This window comes from Bacillus sp. 22446 (genome assembly GCF_052044955.1).
Taxonomy (GTDB): Bacteria; Bacillota; Bacilli; order Bacillales; family Bacillaceae; genus Bacillus; species Bacillus altitudinis.
Map to the genome: position 1 here is coordinate 543,956 of NZ_JBQEOD010000002.1, position 20,176 is coordinate 564,131.

17 protein-coding genes and 2 pseudogenes are annotated in these 20,176 nt (G+C 41.1%); 2 read left to right on the top strand and 17 right to left on the bottom strand.

Annotation, left to right across the window (positions count from 1 at the left end):
- Nucleotides 1-195 precede the first annotated feature (195 nt).
- From ACTJJD_RS07030 to ACTJJD_RS07080, 11 genes are all read right to left on the bottom strand, one after another.
- Nucleotides 196-1,656 (bottom strand): CoA-acylating methylmalonate-semialdehyde dehydrogenase, encoded by a 1,461-nt coding sequence (locus ACTJJD_RS07030; protein WP_041092751.1) that lies wholly within the window; start codon nt 1,654-1,656, stop codon nt 196-198.
- A 374-nt stretch (nt 1,657-2,030) separates the two neighbouring features.
- Nucleotides 2,031-3,362 (bottom strand): alpha-glucosidase/alpha-galactosidase, encoded by a 1,332-nt coding sequence (locus ACTJJD_RS07035; protein WP_138278584.1) that lies wholly within the window; start codon nt 3,360-3,362, stop codon nt 2,031-2,033.
- A 31-nt stretch (nt 3,363-3,393) separates the two neighbouring features.
- Nucleotides 3,394-4,224 (bottom strand): carbohydrate ABC transporter permease, encoded by an 831-nt coding sequence (locus tag ACTJJD_RS07040; RefSeq protein WP_039167804.1) that lies wholly within the window; start codon nt 4,222-4,224, stop codon nt 3,394-3,396.
- On the bottom strand, nt 4,224-5,156 hold the full coding sequence (locus ACTJJD_RS07045) for a carbohydrate ABC transporter permease (RefSeq protein ID WP_100325064.1): 933 nt from the start codon (nt 5,154-5,156) through the stop codon (nt 4,224-4,226). The genes ACTJJD_RS07040 and ACTJJD_RS07045 overlap by 1 nt, the downstream gene beginning before the upstream one ends.
- A gap of 30 nt (nt 5,157-5,186) precedes the next feature.
- The gene (locus tag ACTJJD_RS07050; protein WP_440608227.1) at nt 5,187-6,443 is read right to left on the bottom strand and encodes an ABC transporter substrate-binding protein; all 1,257 of its coding nucleotides are present in this window, start codon (nt 6,441-6,443) and stop codon (nt 5,187-5,189) included.
- A gap of 217 nt (nt 6,444-6,660) precedes the next feature.
- Entirely contained in the window at nt 6,661-7,701 is a 1,041-nt protein-coding gene (locus tag ACTJJD_RS07055; protein WP_440608228.1) for a LacI family DNA-binding transcriptional regulator, read from the bottom strand.
- 183 nt (nt 7,702-7,884) lie between these two features.
- Complete coding sequence (alsE, locus tag ACTJJD_RS07060; protein WP_008343724.1) at nt 7,885-8,577, bottom strand: D-allulose 6-phosphate 3-epimerase; 693 nt, start codon at nt 8,575-8,577, stop codon at nt 7,885-7,887.
- Between the two features lie 17 nt (nt 8,578-8,594).
- Nucleotides 8,595-9,857 (bottom strand): PTS ascorbate transporter subunit IIC, encoded by a 1,263-nt coding sequence (locus ACTJJD_RS07065; RefSeq protein ID WP_440608229.1) that lies wholly within the window; start codon nt 9,855-9,857, stop codon nt 8,595-8,597.
- A gap of 26 nt (nt 9,858-9,883) precedes the next feature.
- Nucleotides 9,884-10,150: a PTS sugar transporter subunit IIB gene (locus tag ACTJJD_RS07070; protein ID WP_017359544.1), complete on the bottom strand. Its 267-nt coding sequence runs from the start codon at nt 10,148-10,150 to the stop codon at nt 9,884-9,886.
- 15 nt (nt 10,151-10,165) lie between these two features.
- Entirely contained in the window at nt 10,166-12,238 is a 2,073-nt protein-coding gene (locus ACTJJD_RS07075) for a BglG family transcription antiterminator (protein ID WP_342499555.1), read from the bottom strand.
- A gap of 273 nt (nt 12,239-12,511) precedes the next feature.
- A complete protein-coding gene (locus tag ACTJJD_RS07080) occupies nt 12,512-12,955 on the bottom strand; it encodes a GNAT family N-acetyltransferase (RefSeq protein ID WP_440608230.1) in 444 nt (147 codons plus the stop codon).
- 108 nt (nt 12,956-13,063) lie between these two features.
- On the opposite strand from ACTJJD_RS07080, the gene pdxR reads away from it, so the two are divergent.
- Nucleotides 13,064-14,365, top strand: coding sequence for a MocR-like pyridoxine biosynthesis transcription factor PdxR (gene pdxR / locus ACTJJD_RS07085; RefSeq protein WP_440608231.1), 1,302 nt, complete (start codon nt 13,064-13,066; stop codon nt 14,363-14,365).
- Nucleotides 14,366-14,404: 39 nt separating this feature from the next.
- On the opposite strand, the pseudogene ACTJJD_RS07090 reads toward pdxR, so the two are convergent.
- The 3 genes and pseudogenes from ACTJJD_RS07090 to ACTJJD_RS07100 form a co-directional block, all read right to left on the bottom strand.
- Nucleotides 14,405-14,506 (bottom strand): annotated as a pseudogene (locus ACTJJD_RS07090) (contact-dependent growth inhibition system immunity protein); the annotation flags it as partial.
- 143 nt (nt 14,507-14,649) lie between these two features.
- Nucleotides 14,650-15,123, bottom strand: coding sequence for a GNAT family N-acetyltransferase (locus tag ACTJJD_RS07095; RefSeq protein ID WP_440608232.1), 474 nt, complete (start codon nt 15,121-15,123; stop codon nt 14,650-14,652).
- A gap of 133 nt (nt 15,124-15,256) precedes the next feature.
- Nucleotides 15,257-15,676 (bottom strand): MarR family winged helix-turn-helix transcriptional regulator, encoded by a 420-nt coding sequence (locus ACTJJD_RS07100; RefSeq protein WP_045034820.1) that lies wholly within the window; start codon nt 15,674-15,676, stop codon nt 15,257-15,259.
- A gap of 170 nt (nt 15,677-15,846) precedes the next feature.
- On the opposite strand from ACTJJD_RS07100, the pseudogene ACTJJD_RS07105 reads away from it, so the two are divergent.
- Nucleotides 15,847-17,368 (top strand): annotated as a pseudogene (locus tag ACTJJD_RS07105) (MDR family MFS transporter); the annotation flags it as partial.
- A gap of 43 nt (nt 17,369-17,411) precedes the next feature.
- Here the strand turns inward: ACTJJD_RS07105 and ACTJJD_RS07110 are convergent.
- Genes ACTJJD_RS07110 through ACTJJD_RS07120 form a run of 3 tightly spaced genes read right to left on the bottom strand, consistent with a single transcriptional unit; the run spans nt 17,412 to nt 20,173 of the window.
- Nucleotides 17,412-18,281 (bottom strand): class II fructose-bisphosphate aldolase, encoded by an 870-nt coding sequence (locus ACTJJD_RS07110; protein WP_440608233.1) that lies wholly within the window; start codon nt 18,279-18,281, stop codon nt 17,412-17,414.
- Between the two features lie 2 nt (nt 18,282-18,283).
- Nucleotides 18,284-18,742, bottom strand: a complete 459-nt coding sequence (locus ACTJJD_RS07115) for a PTS sugar transporter subunit IIA (protein WP_178930230.1) — start codon at nt 18,740-18,742, stop codon at nt 18,284-18,286.
- Nucleotides 18,743-18,757: 15 nt separating this feature from the next.
- The gene (locus ACTJJD_RS07120; protein ID WP_045034781.1) at nt 18,758-20,173 is read right to left on the bottom strand and encodes a PTS fructose transporter subunit IIC; all 1,416 of its coding nucleotides are present in this window, start codon (nt 20,171-20,173) and stop codon (nt 18,758-18,760) included.
- Nucleotides 20,174-20,176 lie beyond the last annotated feature (3 nt).

Here is a 20,176-nt window from a genome sequence, read left to right on the forward strand (position 1 = left end):
TGATATTGGGGTTTAGGCCCAATTTCAAATTATGTTGATGTTTCGTGATGAAGAATGAATACAAAGAATGATTTCTCCCTGTGAAACCCTGTAAAGAGTGCGATGAAAACCCTTACTTTTTAACTAGAAGACAACAAAAAAATGCAGTCTCCATTTTGGAGCTGCATTCTTTCTCAATGTTCAATAAATGTACTTCTACATATACCGAGCGGTCACCATTTTCTTTCTCGTGTAAAACTCTACTCCGTCTGTTCCATTGGCGTGCAAGTCTCCGTAGAAGGAATCTTTCCAGCCGGAAAATGGGAAGAAAGCCATTGGAGCAGGAACACCAATGTTAATGCCTAACATGCCGGCTTCGATGTTTTCACGAAATTCTCTTATGCTTGAAGCGCTGTCTGTGTATAGGCAGGCACCGTTTGCGAATTTTGATTGATTGGACAGGTCGATTGCTTCTGCGAGTGATGAGACACGGACAATGGATAAGACTGGGGCAAAAATCTCGTCCTGCCAGATTTTCATTTGATTTGTGACATGATCAAAGATCGTTGGTCCGACAAAATACCCTTCTCCATTTGTTTCGTTATCTTGTCTGCCATCACGAATCAGGCTTGCGCCTTCTTCAATTCCTGATTGGATATATTGAAGAGTTCGTTCTTTATGCTCTTTCCGAATGACTGGTCCGAGAAAGACATCTTCATTTATTCCGTTTCCGATGACAAGCTGGTTGGATTCATCGACCAATTGTTGAATCAAGTCGTCCGCCACGTCTTCTTCCACTGCGACAACGGCTGCTGCCATGCAGCGTTCACCTGCTGATCCAAAAGCAGCGCCAATGATCTGTTTTGTTGCCGATTCTAAATCAGCATCTTTCAAGACGATGGAGTGATTTTTTGCACCGGCAAGTGCTTGTACACGTTTACCATGTGCTGTCCCTTTTTTATAGACGTATTCTGCGACTGGCTGAGAGCCGACAAACGAAATGGCTTTTACCTTTTCATGTTCAAGTAGACCGTTTACTACATCGTGAGCGCCATTGACAATGTTGAGCACACCTTTTGGAAGTCCCGCTTCTTCAAATAGTTCTGCTAACCGTGCAGCAAGGATTGGCGTCCGTTCTGAAGGCTTTAAAACAAATGTATTTCCACAAGCGATGGCAAGCGGGAACATCCAGCATGGGACCATCATCGGAAAGTTAAACGGGGTAATGCCGCCGATGACGCCAATTGGGTAGCGGTACATGCCAGACTCTAGACCAGTCGCAATATCAGGCAGTTGTTTCCCCATCATTAAGGTTGGTGCACCAGCGGCAAATTCCACACATTCAATTCCTCGCTGCACCTCTCCTTTTGCTTCTGTTACACTTTTTCCGTTTTCCAGCGTGACGAGTTCAGCCAACTCATCCCATTTCTCAACGAGTAACTGTTGGTATTTAAATAAAATACGTGCCCGCCGGGGAACAGCTGTTTTAGACCAAGTGGTGAACGCTTCTTGTGCTGCTTGGACTGCATGTTCTACATCCGTTTTTGTTGAAAGCGGTACTTCTGCGATGACTTCGCCAGTAGCTGGATTATAAACAGCTTCCGTTTGGTTCGTTTCGGCGTCCACCCATTGTCCACCAATATAATTTTTCAACGTTTGTACATCTGTTTTGGTCATGTTCCCTCTCTCCTCTTTGTTTGGATTGTGATGCAATCGTGTGTTGATTTATCGTCATTGTCTCATCTAAGGGGCCTTCATCTGTATACACTCTTTGTCAAATGAAACCACAGTTTTGCTTTACGTTCTGATAAAACATGTGAAGTCTATCGCTTTCAGCTCTTTTGGTTCCGCAGATCTGTCCCCCCTTTTAGGTCGTTTTATCTGTGTGTCATGTGGCATGATCATGTTAACTAATTTATGGTGTATTTTTGGTTAACTGTTGGTTAACTTTAGAAAAATCATAATATTAAAAACACTTCCAGTCAATGATCAGTTTGTTGATCTAAAAAAACCTGATGCCAAGTGCATCAGGCTAAGACTGTTTATGTTAGTTATTTAGAAGAAATTGCGTATTGACTCGGCTCTGTATAAGCCGGGAGCATCTCCCCGTGTGCTTCAATTAATTCATTACATAGTTTGATGGTGTCATCAATTGATAATTCAGCACTTGTATGCGGGTCTAATAATGCCGCTTGGTAAATGTGTTCTTTTTTGCCGCTGATTGCAGCTTCAATCGTCATGAGCTGTGAGCTGATATTGGTCCGGTTGAGTCCAGCCAATTGTTCAGGTATCTCTCCGATATAACATGGCATGATACCGCTCCGGTCTGCAACACATGGCACTTCGACACAGGCTTTTTCAGGAAGATTGTGAATGAGTCCACCTGTGTTCAGTACATTTCCACCAAATTTAAAGGGAACGTTCGTTTCAATCGCTTCAATGATACGTGAACCATATTCTTTAGAGCGCGTATGCGTGATCTGTGTGTTTCCCACAAGGTCATGTTTCATCGTATTCCAATTGTTGATTTGTTCCTCGCAGCGTCTTGGGTATTCATCGAGCGGAATGTTAAACTGTCCAATCAGTTCTGGATAACGAGATTTGATAAAATACGGATGATATTCTGCATTGTGCTCTGAGGATTCGGTGACATAGTAGCCGAATTTATCCATTAGTTCAAAACGAACCATATCTGGATGCCGCGTTTTTTGTTTTTCTTTTGCTCTTGCTTTGATTTCTGGATACAAGTCTTGACCGTCCCGTTTTACTTCTAATAACCATGCCATGTGATTAATGCCGGCAATTTTTTCTTCAATGCCTTCATGGTCCATTTCAAGTGATTGAAATAAATCTTTCGTACACACCTGTACGCTATGGCAAAGACCAACCGTTTGAACCCGAGTATAACGCAGCATAGCGCCAGTCAGTGTGGCCATTGGATTCGTGTAATTTAATAATAAAGCGTGTGGACATACTTCTTCTATATCCTTTGCGAAGTCCAGCATCACGGGAATGGTTCGAAGTGAACGGAAAATACCGCCGATGCCAACCGTATCCGCAATCGTTTGTCTTAATCCATATTTTTTTGGAATCTCAAAATCAATAACAGTGCTTGGCTGATAGCCTCCTACCTGGATGGCATTGATGACATATTTCGCATTCTTTAAGGCTTCTTTCCGGTTGTGATACGACTGAATGGTCACATGTGCACCGTAGTTCTCTTTTAAGTGACGTAGCATCGTTTCTGATTCTTTCAGCCGGTTGTGGTCGATATCATATAACGCAAATTCGAAGCCGGCAAGTGCGGGAACGAACAGACAATCTCCTAATATATTTTTAGCAAACACGGTACTTCCTGCACCGATAAATGTAATTTTAGACATAGACGACACTCCTTTTTACATCAAGGTTGGATTACCCTTTAACAGAGCCTTGAGACAGCCCTGCGATAAAGTATTTTTGCAAAAGTAAAAACATCGTGACCATTGGCAGCATCGCAATGAGAGCAGCGGCGCCAACGAGCTGGAGCTGGTGTTGATTTTGACCAAAGAAATTGGATAAGGCGACTGTCAGTGTATGCATCTCTTTATCTTGCAAGAAGAAGATGGCAAATTGATAGTCGTTCCAAATATACACACAGGCAATGATTAAAACAGAAGCGGTAATCGGCTTCAGCAGCGGAAAAACGACGGTGAAAAAGACTCTAAGTGTTCCCGCACCATCAATACGAGCGGCTTCTTCAAGCTCCTTTGGAATCGTCGACCGGATAAAACCGGCATATAGAAAAATCGTCAGTGGCAAAAAAGCAGCAACATTGTTTAAAATAGCGATTTGATAAGTATTCATCATGCCAATTTGTACAACCATTTTGTATAGCGGGACAAGGGCGGTGAGCGGCGGTATGACCATAATGGCAATGAATAAGAGATACACCGCTTGATTCAGCTTTGTTCCTCTTCTTGCGAGTGGATAGGCGGCAAGTGATCCAAAGATGATGAGTAGGGCAGCGGAGCTGAACGTAATGATCACTGTATTCAAAAAGGACTGGCCAAGCTGAGCATCTGTCCATGCCATGCGAAAGTTTTCAAAATGAAGCGTTGATGGGAACAACCATTTTGAGCTAAAATCTCCTATCCCCTTTAGAGAGGTCGTGACTAAAATATAAAATGGAATCAGGTGAAGCAATGTTATCAAAAGGGCGAGTAAGGAGTACCATCTTTTCTTTCGTTTATAGGCGTTATCCATCACACCTCGGTCTCCTTTCGTTTGAAATAAATGAGCGCTGCGACACTAACGACAAGGATGATGACAGCCATAAAGACACCTTGCGTCGCTGCATAGCCTGCATCCTGCCGTTTGAAATAAAGATCATACATAAAGGTCGACATCGATTGCGAGGAATCTCCGGGTCCTCCGCCAGTGAGCGCGACAATGACATCAAATAATTTAAGTCCACCGATGACATTGAGCACAACATTGATGGTGATAGATGGCATTAAAAGTGGTAATGTGATGCGCCAAAATTGCTGAAGACCTGAAGCTCCGTCGAGTTGTGCTGCTTCATAATAATCTTTAGGAATGCTTTGGAGTCCTGCTAAATAAATGATCATGGCAATCCCGACGAATTGATACGTATTCACAAACACGATGATCCAAGTGTTTAGCTGCGGATTACCAAGTGCGTTCATTGGATCAAATCCAAAAAGGGTAACAACGTCGTTTAAAGCACCACCTTGGTACGCAAAGACAAAATACCAAATATAGCCCATGGCAATCGGGCTGATCATAACGGGTAAATAGATCACCGTTCTTGTGATGGCTCTCATTTTTAAACTTTGATTTAATAAGAGTGCATATCCAAGACCAATCATATTTTGTAAGATGGTGCTCCCGATGCCGTAAAGAAGGGTATTTTTCACAACAAGCCATGTGGTTGGATCTTGCAGCAATCGTTTGTATTGATCCAGTCCGATCCACTTATACTGTTGTGAGAAACCGTTCCAATTTGTAAAAGAGAGCTGAATCCCGTTAAAAAAGGGATAAATGATAAAGGTACTGACAACGAGAACAGCAGGCAGATACATCCACCAAAGTGAAGAATTTTGGCTATTTTTCATCTTCTGTTTTGGAAAAGAGGTAAATGTCGCCGCCTGTTTTTCTTTTGTGATGTCACTCATTGGCTTCACTCCTGTTTCAGCATGAGCCTGCTATTGTTTTTTCAGACGCTTATATTCCTCTTCCATTTTCTTCGATAGTTGTTCCGGTGTGATGGAGCCTGCTAATAATTCTTGACCGGTCGTTGCCATGACAGCCCACATGCCGCTCGGTAAGTATTTCCGATCAAAATATGGTTCAATCTTAATATCTTCATATTGCTCGTAAAATGTAGAGTAATAGTTTTTGGCTTTGACTTCTTTTAAAGCCGTTTCAGAGGAAGTGCCCTCTGCGATTTTTTTTGCGTTTTCAGGCTTTGCTAAAAAGTCAATGAATTGTTGTGCTTCTTTTAGATGCTTTGAGTCTTTCCATGCCGCAACAGTAAAGCGTTCCCCGCCAATCCAGCTTTGCTCATCTCCTTCATGAATCGCTGGTACGGGCATGGTGCCTACTTTGATCGATTGATTGAGTTCAGTCGCCTCAGGTCCTAAAGATCCTCCCACAAAGGTGAAAGCAATTTTGTTTTGTGCCATCAGCTCAGGTGCTTGGGATAGTTTCGCAGTGAGTACATCTTTGTTTAAAAGGTCTTGATCTTTCAGCCCCTTCATAAACTGTGCAAGCGGTGTATAGTGAGACCAATCAAATGATCCATTTTCAAGGTCTTTTCCGTATTGATGTTTTTGATCGGTAATGAGTAAAGGCGTTGCCAGCTCATCAAAGACTTGGGCAATATTAGAATTATCGCCTCCTGGGATCCAGAGCGGCACAACGTCTCCTTTACTTTTTTCTTTGACAGTCTGTAAAGCAGTTCTCAGTTCATCCAGTGTTTTAGGAACTTTTATGCCATATTCTTTTAATAGATTGGCATTAAAACTAAGTCCGTCTTTTGCTTGATTCAGCGGATAGGCATAGACTTTGCCATCTTTGTCTTTTAAAATTTGATCAAGTGAAGGATCGAGTTGTTTTACCCAGTCCATCTCCTTTAGATCAGCCACGTATTCGCTATATCGCAGCTTGGCCCAGCCGTGTGTATCAAATAGGTCTGGCATGTCGTTTGCGCCCATTTTGACGCGTATCATATCTTCATAGCTGTTGCCAGGGAAGTTGGCATCAATTCGGATGTTTTGATGTTCTTTTTCAAAGTCACGGATCACTTCTTCAAATGCCTTTCTCTCCCCGCTGTTGCTCATTGTAGAGAATAGAGTCAAGGTCACTTTTCCGTTTGCTTCAGACGCACCGTTATTGCCACAAGCAGACAAGATCATCGACAAAACTAGAGCTGCACACAGCATCAAATTTTTTTTATTCATCGTTTCCTCCTTTTGATCACTGAAAATTCAGACGATTATAGGTAGAATTCATGCAGTTGCGGAAACAAAAGAAGTCCATTATACTGGAATTCTATTCTTTTCAAAGAGATAAGAGAGCAATTGGGTAAACTGCGTTGTTTTCAGCATGATCTGGCCATCATGCTCAGCAGCTCCCTCCCTGCTTTTTTGTCTCTTTTTTGTTTACTGAAATGCTTATTCACCCCCTTTCATGGATTGGGCATGTGCTGCCTCTTTGCATGAGTTTTGTTGGCACGACGACTTTTAGAGGCAGCTTTCTTCCTTCTATCCGCTCAAGCAAAAGCTTTAGACCTACTTCCCCCATTTGTTCTGTATATACTTTAACCGTTGTGAGCGGCGGGCTTGAAAAGGAAGCGGCTTCGATATCATTAAACCCTACGATTGAGACATCTTGAGGTACACGAAGACCGGCCTCATGTAGCGCACGCATAGCGCCTATTGCCATAGAGTCACTTCCGATAAAAAAGGCTTCTGGAAGCTTTCCTTTCTGAATGGCTTTTTGCATAAGCGAGTAGCCTTCTTGCATCGAATATTCGCCTATGTGGATGTCATTCATATGAAGGGTTCCCGCTTCTTGCATTCTTTTGATAAAAGTTGTTTGTCTTTCGTCCTCAATCACAGCATTTCCTTCAAAATAATGCTCCCTCTCTTTCCCGCCAATATAGCCTAGATGTGTGTAGCCGAGAGATTGCAGATGACGAATGGCACGATCTGCCGCTCTGACAAAATCCACATGTACACAATCATACAAATCTTCATCCGCATAATGATTGATAAAAACGATATGTTCCATTCGGTTTGTCATCTTTTCAACCGTATCAGGGCTGATTCGTCCAATGACAATCAAACCGTCAATATCCTTTAGTATCGCCCCTTTATCCATGTTTCTTAGGCGAAAGGTATGGAGAGTAGACAGACCTTGTTTGGCATATTCTTTTTCAATTCCTTTTCGAATCGATGAAAAAAAGGGATCATTTAATTCTTCGTCAATGGATTGGGCGACAACGACACCGATGACTGGGGATGCGGGTGGGCTTTTTACTTCTATTTGATCGGCTTTTCTTGCTCTGACTGGGGTATAGTTTAATTTCTTGGCTATGTCGAGGATGTTTTGTCTTGTTGCGTGTGAAACGGCAAGCGTTTGGTCGCCATTTAACACACGGGATACAGTAGAGACGGATACTTTTGCATCATGAGCAATATCTTTGAGTGTAGTCATAGGCAAACTCCTCATCATTTTTGACTAAATGTTTACTAAAGATATTTGAAGAATAACACATAAATAAAGCGCTTTCAATTATAAATTTGTGCTTTTATGAAGTTTTTGAGTATGTTTTGATAAGGAGATAGTTCGTTTAGTAAAATTGCGTAAAAAAGAGGATGGGCTTCATCCTCCTTTTTACTAAGGTGATTTCATTGTGGCTGTTTCTTTTGCGAACAATTGCTTCATTATTTCCCATGCTTTATCTAATTCTTCGTGAAGTCCAAATAAACCTGAGGTGCCGATGATGTAAATTTCATTTCCTGCCTCAGCAAGCAGCCGGAACGTGCTTTCATTACAAGAGCCGTCTACCTCAATTGAAAATGAGTATCCCCCCTTCTCTTTGATTTCTTTCACCTCTTTCATTTTCGGAAGCATTTCTTTGATAAAAGGCTGACCCGCAAACCCTGGATCAATTGTCATGATCGTCACCCGGTCTATTAAATGAATAAAAGCATCTAATGCTGCAACTGGTGTGGCGGGATTGAGAACAAAGCCGACCTCACACTTTCTTTCGTGGATATGCCGAATGATTCGAAAAACGTCTTTTTGCACCACTTCTGGATGTAAACAAATCATCGTTGCGCCTGCATCAATACATGCATCAATTAAAAATTCCTGAGGCTGTTCGGCCATTAGATGAACATCAATCGGAACGTCTGTCAGTTTCCGAAGTTGTTCAATGAAAAAGGGTGATAAGGTCATATTTTTTACATAATGACCATCCATGACGTCGACATGATAACGATCTGCCCTTGTGTTCAGAAGCTGAATTTGTTCACGGAAGTGCGTTAAATCCATGCACATCAATGAAGGTGAGAAAATAGCTGTCATCCTGAAATGCCTCCTTTTTAAAGATGAAATATAAATTTGATCAATCCAATCAAGATTCCGATGATACCGAAGTCTGTATCGCCAAATGTTGTCCCTTCAAAGCCAAGAGTGCCTAACACAGGAAGTAAACAAGCTGGTAAAAATGAAAGGAGTATTCCATTCACAAAGGAACCGGCGACTGCACCTCTCACTCCCCCTGTTGCATTGCCATATACGCCCGCTGTCGCACCGCAGAAAAAGTGCGGCACAAGTCCAGGAACAATGACAGTTAAACCAAACAAAGGAAGAAGGAAAATAGACACGATGCCTCCAGCAAAACTGCATAAAAAACCGATGATCACTGCATTTGGAGCAAATGGGAAAACAGTTGGCGCATCAAGTGCCGGCTTTGCCCCTTTGACGAAACGATCGGCAATCCCTTTGAAAGAAGGCACAATTTCCCCGATTGCCATCCGTACACCTGCTAAAATAATGTACACCCCAGCAGCAAAGGTAATGGCCTGAATGAGAATGAAGACAGCAAAATTCGTACCACCACTAATGTTTTCTATGAATGAAATTCCCGCAAACGGTGCAATCGCAAAGAAAAGCAAAGCCATCGTAATGGAGATGGCCACCGATGTATCTCTTAGAAAACCGAGTGATTTAGGCACTTGAATGGTTTCCGTTGATTTCTCTGGGCGCCCGACCCATTTGCCGATCATTCCCGCTGTAAAATAGCCGAACGTACTGAAATGACCGAGTGCCAGATCATCACTTCCAGTGACTTTCCTTGTAAACGGCTGAAGGATTGCGGGAGCAATGACCATCGCTGCACCTAATACGATTGAACCAGTGGTGATCAGCAGCGTTCCTTGCATGCCGGCTGTTGACAGAACGACTGCAAGCATAGCCGCCATATATAGCGTATGATGCCCAGTTAAAAAGACGTATTTAAAGGGTGTGAATTTTGCCAAAAGCAAATTGACCACCATACCAAAAATCATAATGAGCGCTGTCTGTGTACCGAATTCCTTTTGGGCAATGGCCGCCATGGCATCTGTATTTGGGACAACCCCTTGAATGTGAAAGGCTGCTTCAAACATCTTCCTGAAAACCCCAAGTGAATCAGATACGACTGTGGCGCCCGCTCCTAATATTAAAAAACCCATTGTTGTTTTTAAGGTGCCTGATACAGTATCGGCAGCTGACTTTTTCTGCAAAAGTAAACCAGCCAGTGCAAACAAACCGATGAGAATTGCGGGTGTGCCCAATATATCGTTCATGATCAGTTCTATCATGATGTGAATCCCCCTTTTTCCGTCGATTATATGTGTTTACGAAGGACGTCTTTAATGGCTTCCTGGTCTAACAAGTTATTTAATCCAGCGACCTTTCTTGTGCCGTCATCCAGCTGATCGATAATGTCTGTTGCTCCGATATAGAGGTCTGCTTGTTCATTTTTGCTTGTACTGAGATCGGTGTGATCCACTTCCGCTAAAAGTCCTAATTCTTCTAAAGCCTTTTTGACATTCATTTCAACAATAAAGCTGCTTCCTAAACCGTTTCCGCATACAACTAGAATTTTTTTCATTCTCTTTTTCCTCCTTTAAACTTGTGAAAATTGATTGATTAGTTGTTGGATGGTTGCTAATTCCTCTGCTTCAATCAATTGTCTCACCCGTTTTTCTTCACTTAACAGCATCGTCAGCTGTTTGAGTGCTTTCAGGTGGGTCATACTGTCAATGGCAGCTAATACAATGATGAGCCGAACTTGCTTTTTTCCATCCTTTGAAAAGAAAACGGGCTGATGACATGACATAAGTGACATGCTTAATTTGTTCACGCCATCCTCTGGCCTGGCATGCGGAATCGCCACTTGTGGCGCAATCACAATATAAGGGCCATTTTGATGAACAGACTGGATCATCGCTTTCACATAACTTTCCTGAATCGCTTGTTGATCAAGCAAAGGCTGCGCTGCTTTTGTAATGGCCTCCTGCCATGTGTCTGCTGTTTGCTGGAGCTGAATGGTTTCTTCTGTTAATAAATCGTTTAACACTGGTTTCCACCCTTTCTGGTGTGATACATATGTGGAATGAAGCAGCTCCTTCAAGTCATGAAGCAATGCTTTTTCATTTTGAACGATGGTATGCTGCTGAATGATATTGAATAAAGCATTCACATGGTGCTCATCAAGCTTAGGTTCTGAGCCTTCTCCATATTGAAGCAATGTTTTTTTCTCATAAGCAGTGAGAATAGGGTGAACGAGATGAACAGGTTTTCCTTTAAACGAAATAGGTGTCGTTGATACAACAAAGTCGGCATCAATGGTTGTTAATTCTTCATATGAACGTTTTGATAACAGTCCGCGTATGTCGATGTAGCCGATTAATTCAAGAAGCTGCGTTTTCAGCATGTGACTTGTGCCAATTCCTTCTCCGCAGACAATGTAAACAGAACGTTTCGCAATCGACGAAATCCCTTCTCTTCTCATCCAGCCGCCAAAATGCATCGCCACATAGGCAATTTCATGATCGCTCATCTTTGAACAGGCCGCCTTCTCTAAATGGCAAGCAACCTTTTGCGTGATGTCAAACACCTCTGGCTGTGCATGTTTCATGGAATCTGTTAATTCATTGATGATATCAATGTGATAGATGAGTCTATAATAGGCAGGAATTAAATGCATGGTTAAGTTTTGTTCCAAGACTTCTACTTCCTGGAAGGAAATACACGCATAACGCTGAAAGTCAATGATCATTTGTCTCGCAATGGTTCGAATGAGATGTTCTTCTGGTTTTTGACTTGATGGAAGTTTTTGTTTTTTGGCACTGAGCCATAGCGTACTAAGAAAATAGATTTCATCATCATGAACCAAAAGACTGGTTTCTTTTTGAATTTGCGCCATGAAACGAATAGCAGCCAAGCATTCATCTGTTTCCTGCAATGTCCGTTTTTCTTCTGTTGAAATGTGTACAGCACGTCCTAGCTTCATCCGTTTGAAGTAGAAAAAGAGATCCATAGACAGCTGATCCAGCATGTCATCTGCAAACTCAAGCTTCAGATCTTGTTCGGACTGTTGAAGGAGAGCATGTATTCTCTTATATGAGATAGGACCCTTTAACCAAACCGATGGAAATGTTTTTTCATTTTTTATCATGTTGCGAATGAAATGAATATAAGGTTTCAGCGCCAACCGAATTGTTCTTTCTTCTCCTGAAATTAAATAGCCACTGGCCGCCTGATAATGAAGTGTAAGCTGCTGTTTTGAAAGTGCTTCTTTTAGTTGTTTCATATCTTCAAGCAGTGTATTGCGGCTTACCTTCGTCATCTCCATAAAATCATCAATTTTTAGATGCTTCTCACTGCATGTAATGGATAGGAGCAAGATGGCACGTCTTTCTTTTACACATGGTTCATAGTCATGACCGACTAGAACGGTGTCAGCTTTTTCGATAATGACTTCTTTCTCGTGTGGATTTAAATAGTAGCCTCGTTGATCTTTTCGCTGGACGCCACTAAGCTGATGGGTTTCCAGCCAGCTATTCATTCGCTTGATTTCAGCGTAGACCGTTCGAGTAGAGACATTCAGTCGATTCTGTAAATCTTCAATTGATAGATAAGTGGTCGTGTGAAGCAGCATCGATAATAAAGTCGTGCCCCTCTTGGTTAAGTGCAGTTGGAATCCCTCCCTTCTTCCCTTTGGTTATAAGTCTAATCAACTCACATGTGTCAAAGAAGTCCAAATGTCTTCAGTAAATGCTGTGCAGCTTTTGGATGCTGTTTTTTCGTCAAAAAAGCACACCCGTATGAGTGTGCTTTCAACCTTATAGACAAAGATTTCTTAGTCTTCTTTTACTTGAAAGAAAACGATGCTAACGATGTCGTGAATGTTCTGGTAAATCTTTCTTCACAAATTAGTGTTTTGCATCAGTTCATATTTCTTCTGTGTTCAATCCCAATAATAAATATAGTGCTGAGTTGAAGAATCGCTTGTCATCCCCATTTTTTCATACAATTGTTGTGCTTTTATATTAGAAGTTGCTGTTTCTAAACAGATAAATCGGGTTCCTTTATCATTTGCAAATGAAAATGCTTTTTTCATCAATTCCTTACCTACTCCCTTTTGACGAAAATCGTTTATAACAAACAAATCATTTAAAATGAACGCATCTTTCATCGCAACAGATGAAAATGTGGGATACAGTTGTACAAATCCTACATATTGTTCACCTTGCTTTGCAACAAACAAAATAGACTCTTGTTTACGGTATCGTTCCACTAGAAAATGATAAGCACCTTCTACATTAGAAATCTGCTTATAAAATTGGCGATATTGATCAAACAGAACCGAAACTTGTTTTAAATCATTTTCATTAGCTCTTACTATATCCACTCTTCTATCCCCTTTTCATATCAATTAGTAGTATAATAATCGATATTCTGACATGTAAAAATGTACAGATTTATACTTTATTAAATGTCAGAAGGGAGAAATGAAGAAATGAAACATTATATTTTCCCTTTCAGTGCCAATCAACCAAAATATAAACAAATTTATGAACAATTTAAAAAATTAATCGAGGAGGGAAAGTTAAAAACAGGAGAAAATCTTCCTTCCATTCGTTCACTAGCCAATGAGCGTAAAAGCTATAGTGTCAATGAATTTGAACCAATATTTCTTCATACCCCGATTCCAGAAGAAACTAGAAATGAACCAATACAATTGATCGATTTCATTGATTTCAAAGCAAGTACTGTTGATGAGGAACAATTCCCTTTAAAAGTTTGGCGGCAATTTTCCAACAAAGTGCTGCAGCAATCCATTAGCTTTCAATATGGAGATCCTTTTGGAGAACCGGGGTTTAAACAAGAACTGACTGATTATTTATTTCAAGCGAGAGGTATGATCATTAACCCCAAAAATATTATCGTTGGAAGTAATACACAGCAACTACTGTTGTATTTGGGATTTCTATTAAAAGAAAGTTTTTCTAGTATGATTGTTGAAAACCCTGGTTATAGCGGTGTACGGGAGGTCTTTCATTTACATGGATTTGAAATGGAGAGTATTCCTGCATTAAAACAGGGTGTATTATTGGACCAACTTGTACATAAAAATGGGAAATTATTGTATATAACACCTTCACATCAATATCCTACTGGTACTGCACTATCGATTCAACAAAGAATGGAATTGATTCAATGGGTACGATCAAATAACGGTTTCTTATTAGAGGACGATTACGATGGAGAATTTCGATATGGACAAAAACCGTTTCCTGCTTTAGCCTCTTTAGATGCTGCACATGTCATTTATTTTGGTACGTTTTCAAAAGCATTTCTACCAGCTATACGATTAGCATATATGGTTTTACCTGATTCATTAATCAATATCTATATGAGTAAATTTGAACATTTCGAACATAATGCTTCTTTATTGCACCAACTGACCATGACTGAATTTATGAAAAGTGGTGAATGGACAAAGCATATTAAGCGTATGCGCAATACTTATAAAAGGAAAATGAATTTATTGGTACAACAAGTTCAACATTTATTTGGAAAACAAATTGAGATCATTGGTGACAATGCAGGGTTATATATCATGTTACGTATACACACTCCCTATTCCGAAAAAGAATTAATTGAAAAAGCTCTTCAACAGCATGTTAAAGTGTATCCTACAAGTCATTTATTTATCGAAAATCCACCTGTACAACCGCACATACTGCTCGGTTTCGCAAACCTTACTCTTGGACAAATCGAAAGAGGTATTTGTTTATTAAAAGAAGCATGGAAATAAAATTGATGGTTCATTGAAGGTTTTTTTGTAACTTAGATGGATAAACTCATCTAACGCTTCCTCTGGCGAATCAATATCCTGATGAAATGTCCCATCTAAAAAATCTTCTAACTTCTTTAAATAACTGGAGCTCTCATTCATTGAATCACCTCTGCAATGTATTATATCTTTTCTACTATTGAAAAAAGTTAAATAAATGAAAGGGTATAACATATTTTATATGACGAATATGTTATACCCCTTCTTCTTAAACTAACGCACCTGTTAGCACAACAAGGAAATGATTATTTTATTTTTTTTAGCATTTTAAAATTAGCCAACTTAACCCCCTTTTTTTCCACAGTTTGTGAACAAACAATGTTGTAACCTAGATGTTCAAAAAATGGCTTAGCTGTAATACTTGCTTCGGTATCAATTTCTAAAAGATTTAGTTTCTTTGCCTCAGATTCGAGCATATTAACTAAAGCTGTGGCTATACCTTGTCCTTGATAATCTTTATGAACGAATAGTCTATCTAAGTACCCGGTATGCGTTAAATCGCTAAAACCAACAACTTTATCATTCACTTTAGCAACAAATGTTATATTTTGACCCAATGATTCCTTCCAAGAATTCATTTTAGATTCTTTTTCATCTCTTGGTGCCCAAGCATCCAATTGTACTTGGGAATAATTTTTTGAATTTACGGAATGAACTGTTTCATAAAATAATGAAACAATTTCTTTTGTATCAGTTTCCTTAAACTTTATAATCTCCACTTTCTGTTATACCTCCCCTTATTAGGATAAGCATCCTATGTTGTTATTCTCAATGAGAACTTCTTGCACCCTCATAACACATTTCTCATAAAAGATATTACCGCTTCGTCTAAAGACCTCACATTGTCCTTTCTTACGCCTTAGACTTAAGCAATTGCAGCTCTTGATCCATGACCTCAGCTGCCTCGGTAATAAATTGAATGATTAAATCCAATTCTTCAGGCTTGTATTCATTTGTGAGTTTTTTGGTGGATGCCGATAAAGATAGAAAGAGTTCCTTCACTTGTGATTTCCCAGCCGTTAATGGAACAATGATGACCCTTCGCTTGTCTTTTGGGTCCTTCTCCCTTTTGACGTAGCCTGCTTTTTCTAACCGGTCAATGAGAGCTGTGACCGCACCTGAGCTGAGACCGGTTTTTTCACTTAATTCACCTGCTGTGAGTGGTCCAAGTTCGTTTAACAAATCTGCTGATTTGAGATCTGTTGGGAAAAGGCCGAGCGATTGAGCGGCTGCTTGGTGAAATAGGACTGTTCGTGTAGCAAGGCGTCTCATCGTATGTATGATCTGGTCCGCTCGATCTTCTGCCTCGTTCTTTATTGACAACTTGTTCTCCTCCCTTTAAAATCAATTTATCTTGATCATCAAGATAAATGTTCTCTTACTTTATAATTAACTTGATCATAGCAAAAAAGTGAAGAGAACGTAAGCAGGAGGTAAATGAAATGAATAACGTGGATCATAAAGGCAAGGCATCCACTCGCTTTGTTGTCATCGGTTTGCTGTTAGGGATTTTTATGGCAGCGATGGACAACACCATTGTCGCAACAGCAATGGGAAGCATCGTCGCCGATTTGGGCAGTTTTGATAAATTTGCTTGGGTGACTGCTTCTTATATGGTGGCAGTGATGGCCGGTATGCCGATTTATGGAAAGCTTTCAGATATGTATGGTCGAAAGCGTTTTTTTCTGTTTGGACTTATTTTCTTTTTAATTGGATCTGCGCTGTGCGGCATCGCACAAACGATGGATCAGCTCATTATTTACCGTGCGATTCAAGGACTTGGAGGCGGTGCTCTTCTTCCGATCGCTTTCACGATTATCTTTGATATCTTCCCGCCAGAAAAGCGCGGGAAAATGTCCGGTATGTTTGGTGCAGTTTTTGGTCTATCCAGTGTATTAGGACCGCTGTTAGGAGCAATTATTACGGATTCGATCGGCTGGCATTGGGTGTTTTATATTAACGTACCAATCGGTATTGTCAGTGTGTTCTTGATCGCCAAATTTTATCAAGAATCGCTCGAGCATCGTAAGCAGAAAATTGACTGGTCAGGTGCCATTACACTTGTCGTTGCGGTTGTCAGTTTAATGTTCGCTCTTGAGCTTGGCGGTAAATCGTATGCATGGGATTCTGTTCAAATCTTGACACTATTTGCTGTGTTTGTTGTCTTTGGCACCATCTTCTTCATTGTTGAACGGAAGGCAGAAGAACCGATTATTTCATTTTGGATGTTTAAAAATCGTTTGTTTGCGACATCTCAAATTTTGGCGTTTTTATATGGCGGGACGTTTATTATTCTAGCTGTCTTTATTCCTATCTTCGTCCAGGCGGTGTACGGTGAATCTGCAACAAGTGCCGGGTTCATTTTAACACCGATGATGATTGGTTCCGTGATTGGCAGTATGATTGGCGGAACGATGCAGACGAAAGTACCTTTTAGACGATTAATGACCATCTCTGTGATTTCATTTTTTGCTGGGATGCTGCTGCTTGCCAATATGTCGCCTGATACAGCAAGATTGTGGCTTACGCTCTTTATGATGATTTCAGGTTTTGGCGTTGGATTTAGCTTCTCCCTTCTGCCATCTGCTTCAATGAATGATCTCTCTCCGCGCTACCGCGGCAGTGCTAATTCTACCAATTCGTTCATGAGATCACTTGGGATGACTTTAGGCGTGACGATTTTTGGAACGATTCAAACCAATGTCCTGACAAATCGTTTAGCAGATGCTTTTAGCGGAATGAAAGGAGCTTCTTCTCAAGTTGGTGATCCACAAGCCATTTTCCAAGAGGGGGCACGCTCACAAATTCCGCCTGATATTTTAAATAAAGTGATTGATGCGATGTCACAAAGTATTACGTATGTATTTATGATTGCTTTATTCCCGATTGCACTTGCGGCGATTACGGTCGTATTTATGGGAAATGCACGAGTACGTACATCAAATGAAATGAAAGAAAGCGAATAATGTGAAAAAAGCAGAGCGATGCGGCTCTGCTTTTTTTCATCTTATTGATATAAAAGTTGGGCTTTTCCTTCACTGCCAACGATCTTTATTTTAGATGTGACCATGTCTTTTGCTGCTTGTTTTGCTTTTTGTAAATACATACGCGGATCTAAGCTTTCAGGTTCGTTTGAGAAATGATCACGAATCGCTTCAGAGTATGCATTTTTCAGTTCAGTGGACACATTGACCTTTGCCATACCGAGTGCGACACATCTTTTGACATCCTCATCTGGTACAGCTGAACCACCATGAAGGACAAGCGGCACATCGACAAGCGCTGCAATTTGTTCAATGCGGTCAAAGTCGATATCCGGCACCCCTTTATAAATGCCGTGGGCCGTGCCGATCGCAGGTGCTAAAGTAGGTACACTAGTTTCTTCTACAAATTGACGGCATTCTGATGGAATGGCTTTTTGAGCATCCTTTTCATCCACGACAATATCATCTTCTACCCCGCCTACCTTGCCTAACTCGGCTTCTACATTCACACCTACTTTTAAGGCAAGGTCCACCACTTCTTTTGTGCGGCGTACATTTTCTTCATATGAATGCATGGAAGCATCGATCATCACGGATGTATATCCCGCTCGTATACAAGTAAGAATCACATCACAATCAGTGCAATGATCGAGATGAAGGCCGATTGGTATTTGGTATTGATCAGCTGCCGCCTTTACTGTATCTGCAATGGCTTTTGCGCCAAGCGATTGGACCGTGCCAACCGTTGTTTGCAAAATGACAGGTGATTTTAATTCAGCTGCCGTTTCGAGTACCCAGTAAATACTATCAAAGGAATGTACATTGAATGCGACAATTCCGTATTTTTCTTTTTTTGCTGCTTCAAGCATAGGTGTTGTGGAAAGTAAAGGCATGGTCAAACATCCTCTCTCGTCAAAATATCTGTTTTTAATACAGCGAGCATTTCTTCATTTGTTCTTGTTTCGAGCAGTTTTTGTCGTTTCGTTTCATCCATTAATCCGCGTGAAAGAGCAGAAAGTGCTTGTAAGTGAGTGGTTCCTGCTTCACTTTTTGGAATGAGTAAGGATAAGAAGAAAAAGCAAGGCTTTCCATCAAAAGCGTCCCATTCGATTCCGGTTTCTGTACGAACGATGACGAGTGCCGGTACTTGAATGGCGTCTGACTGTGTATGCGGAATGGCAAATCCATCTTGAAAGCCGGTTGTACTCAGAGCTTCTCTTTCAGCTAGTCCTTTTTTGACTGCCTCAGGAGATGTACAAATCCCTGCTTCAGAGGCAATGTCAGCTATGGCTGCGAAAACGCCAGCCTGTGAAGAAGCTGTTTCATGTAGATTCATATAAATATGTTCCATCATTTTTCTTCCTCCCTATTAAACTGCGGGTTTGTCTATTTTCTTGCGGTAAAGTCCGTATAGAATCGCACCTACAAGTGATCCGATGAGTATGGATAGTACCCATTGGAATGCGCCTGTGACGACTGGAAGGACAAGGAATCCACCGTGCGGAGCTGGAACCTGTACGCCAAAGAGATACGTCAATATAGCAGAGATGGCGGAACCAAACATGATAATTGGCAGGACAACGACTGGGTTTTTTGCTGCAAATGGAATGGCTCCTTCAGTAATATGAGTCGCTCCGAGAATATAGTTGATCATCCCAGCATTTCGTTCTTGTGGTGTAAAATGTTTTCGGAAAATCGTTGTGGCAATCGCAATGATAAGCGGCGGTGTGATACATGCTGCTGACACCCCTGCCATGAAGTAAAGGTTACCTTCTGCGAGTAAAGCCGTTCCTGTGACATAGGCTGCTTTGTTAAAAGGTCCTCCCATATCAAATCCACACATGGCTCCAACAATTAAACCTAAAAGCAATGGATTTGTGGATTGAACTGATGAGAGAAAATCCATTAATGAATTATTTAGCCCTGTAATTGGAACTAATAGCGGGGTCATGACAGCCCCAATTAAGAAAATACCAATGACAGGATAGATGAAAATTGATTTTAATCCGTCAAGTGATGCTGGTAATTTTTGAAGCAGGAATTGAAGAAGTACGATGATATACCCTGCTGCAAAACCTGCGATAATACCACCTAAGAATCCAGCGCCTCCATCGTTTGCAAGCAAGCCACCGATAAATCCGACAACCATCCCTGGGCGTTTCGCGATTGAATCAGCGATAAATGCTGCTAAAATAGGTACCATTAAGCTAAAGCCGAGTCCGCCAATGTTTTTCAAGTAGGCAGCAAACGGATGATACGTTTCATGCTGAGGATCAGCTGAGTAAATACCGAATAGAAAAGATAAAGCAATTAAGACCCCGCCTCCAACAACAAATGGAAGCATGTGTGATACACCGTTCATTAAATGTTTGTAGATGGTGTGTATCCACTTATTCGCTGACTTTTGTTGAGCTGATGAAGGCGCAGATGGTTTTTCTGTTCCAGAAGCTCTTCCTTTCACTTGATGAACGGGGGCTTCTCCATTGATAATGCCTTGAATCAGTTCGTTTGGTGTGCGAATCCCCTTTGCTACAGGCACTTCAATGAGTGGTTTGCCGTGAAAGCGATCTGTATTCACATCTTTGTCAGCAGCGACAATGACCCCATCGGCCTCCAAAATGTCTTGATCCGTTAAAGCGTTTTCAATTCCTACTTGACCATGCGTTTCAACTTTGATGTCGACCCCTAATTGCTCAGCTGCGATTTTTAATGCCTCAGCTGCCATAAATGTGTGCGCAATGCCTGTTGGACAGCCAGTGGCAGCGACAATTTTCTTGCGGCTCATGTG

Excerpts from the sequence above, each read along its gene's own strand:
- ACTJJD_RS07030 (WP_041092751.1), bottom strand. The coding sequence starts at position 1,656 with ATGACCAAAACAGATGTACAAACGTTGAAAAATTATATTGGTGGACAA.
- ACTJJD_RS07035 (WP_138278584.1), bottom strand. The coding sequence starts at position 3,362 with ATGTCTAAAATTACATTTATCGGTGCAGGAAGTACCGTGTTTGCTAAA.
- ACTJJD_RS07040 (WP_039167804.1), bottom strand. The coding sequence starts at position 4,224 with ATGGATAACGCCTATAAACGAAAGAAAAGATGGTACTCCTTACTCGCC.
- ACTJJD_RS07045 (WP_100325064.1), bottom strand. The coding sequence starts at position 5,156 with ATGAGTGACATCACAAAAGAAAAACAGGCGGCGACATTTACCTCTTTT.
- ACTJJD_RS07050 (WP_440608227.1), bottom strand. The coding sequence starts at position 6,443 with ATGAATAAAAAAAATTTGATGCTGTGTGCAGCTCTAGTTTTGTCGATG.
- ACTJJD_RS07055 (WP_440608228.1), bottom strand. The coding sequence starts at position 7,701 with ATGACTACACTCAAAGATATTGCTCATGATGCAAAAGTATCCGTCTCT.
- alsE (WP_008343724.1), bottom strand. The coding sequence starts at position 8,577 with ATGACAGCTATTTTCTCACCTTCATTGATGTGCATGGATTTAACGCAC.
- ACTJJD_RS07065 (WP_440608229.1), bottom strand. The coding sequence starts at position 9,857 with ATGATAGAACTGATCATGAACGATATATTGGGCACACCCGCAATTCTC.
- ACTJJD_RS07070 (WP_017359544.1), bottom strand. The coding sequence starts at position 10,150 with ATGAAAAAAATTCTAGTTGTATGCGGAAACGGTTTAGGAAGCAGCTTT.
- pdxR (WP_440608231.1), top strand. The coding sequence starts at position 13,064 with ATGAAACATTATATTTTCCCTTTCAGTGCCAATCAACCAAAATATAAA.
- ACTJJD_RS07100 (WP_045034820.1), bottom strand. The coding sequence starts at position 15,676 with ATGAGACGCCTTGCTACACGAACAGTCCTATTTCACCAAGCAGCCGCT.
- ACTJJD_RS07110 (WP_440608233.1), bottom strand. The coding sequence starts at position 18,281 with ATGCCTTTACTTTCCACAACACCTATGCTTGAAGCAGCAAAAAAAGAA.
- ACTJJD_RS07115 (WP_178930230.1), bottom strand. The coding sequence starts at position 18,742 with ATGATGGAACATATTTATATGAATCTACATGAAACAGCTTCTTCACAG.
- ACTJJD_RS07120 (WP_045034781.1), bottom strand. The coding sequence starts at position 20,173 with ATGAGCCGCAAGAAAATTGTCGCTGCCACTGGCTGTCCAACAGGCATT.